General features: G+C 27.2%; 2 protein-coding genes. Both read left to right on the top strand.

Features of this window, described 5'->3' with window-relative positions; genetic code table 11:
• Nucleotides 1-245 precede the first annotated feature (245 nt).
• Nucleotides 246-665, top strand: a complete 420-nt coding sequence (locus ES044_RS18235; RefSeq protein ID WP_147120776.1) for a hypothetical protein — start codon at nucleotides 246-248, stop codon at nucleotides 663-665.
• Nucleotides 666-671: 6 nt separating this feature from the next.
• On the top strand, nucleotides 672-1235 hold the full coding sequence (locus ES044_RS18230) for a hypothetical protein (RefSeq protein ID WP_147120775.1): 564 nt from the start codon (nucleotides 672-674) through the stop codon (nucleotides 1233-1235).
• The last annotated feature ends 109 nt before the right edge of the window (nucleotides 1236-1344 follow it).

Genomic DNA, 1344 nt, shown 5'->3' with positions numbered 1-1344 from the left:
TACTCAAGTGTCTCGCAACAAAACATAACACAATATAAAAAAAATTGCTAAATTAGTGCTTTAGCAAAGTTTATTGCTTTTTTACCAACTTCTGAATTTCCGTAGGAAATTCCTCGTTGTCAAAAAACGCAACTATTTTTATACACAAACGTTGTAAACAATTAAAAACCAATCAATAACCTAAAAAAAAAAAAAAAAAACAAAAAAAAAAAATTAATTTATTTTATGGAATTTTAATCGGACTTATGATTTTCTCATCTTGCTCTGATAATAATAGTGATGAACAAGAAAACTTATGTGATATTGAATCAGGAATTTTTTTAACGCCACCAGATTGGATACAAGGATATTGGGTTGACCCAAATAATACTGATGAAGGATTTAGATTTACATCAAATGATATTTATAATGTATCAGGAACTAATGAAAGCCCATTTAGCGATTTAGAGTCAACATCAGGAGAATCGCCTTATTTAATTAATGAAGTATCTGAATCAAATGATACTTATGAAATTTATATGCAATTATGGGATAAAGAAACTTGTGAAAAACAATTTACTTTTAGTTCAGATTGGAAATGGACTAAAGTTGACGATAATACTATTAGATACCATTCAAAAGGAAGTGATGGTACAATTAACACTTTTGATTACATTAAACTATAAGTTTATATGAGGGGTGCAGTATTAATTATAGGTTCATTATTATGGGATAAAAAGGAACATAGAATTGAATGGAGAAAAAACAGATTACTAATAAATGAAAAAATACACGTTTTTGCACCAATTTGTTATGGACGAGAATCTGGGGAAAAAGACGAAAAAAATCATACAATGGTATTTTCTTCAGATTTAGAAAAAAATAAAAATTTAGGAACAGCATATATCCTTCCATTTAAAAACAGAGAAATAAAAACATTTGAGGATATTCTTAAAGAAGCAAAACAACTATCAAATGCGGAAAATAGTAATGAAAACGGAAATGATAAATTATGTAAAGGAGATAAAGAAAAATGGTGTACAATAGGTATAATTTTCAACCCAAAACTTGATAAAGCAAAAAAAGATAGTTTATTAAAAAAATGGGAACAGAAATTATTAGATAACGATGGACTTAAAGACTTCGCTGAATACTGCGTTAATAATAAGGAAAAGTCAATATTATCAAAAAAAGGAGAAATACTAATTGAATGGTCAGTTCCTGTTAATAAGAAAAATGGTAACTATTCAGCCTAGATTTCAAAAAAGAGCTAGTTATTAACAATTCTATCCTTGCTTTTAGGAAAAAGAACGTTCTTGTTAACATTTGTTAGTTACTAGGTAACAATTACATGTTTGATTTTTA

The organism is Polaribacter sp. IC066, assembly GCF_007997085.1.
In the GTDB taxonomy this organism is placed as follows: domain Bacteria; phylum Bacteroidota; class Bacteroidia; order Flavobacteriales; family Flavobacteriaceae; genus Polaribacter.
The sequence above is the reverse complement of the archived record's forward strand: the minus strand, read 5'-3'. Positions and strand labels throughout refer to the sequence as shown.

What these genes read in the sequence shown, in the direction of transcription:
- ES044_RS18235 (WP_147120776.1), top strand. Translation starts at nt 246, where the DNA reads ATGATTTTCTCATCTTGCTCTGATAATAATAGTGATGAACAAGAAAAC.
- ES044_RS18230 (WP_147120775.1), top strand. Translation starts at nt 672, where the DNA reads ATGAGGGGTGCAGTATTAATTATAGGTTCATTATTATGGGATAAAAAG.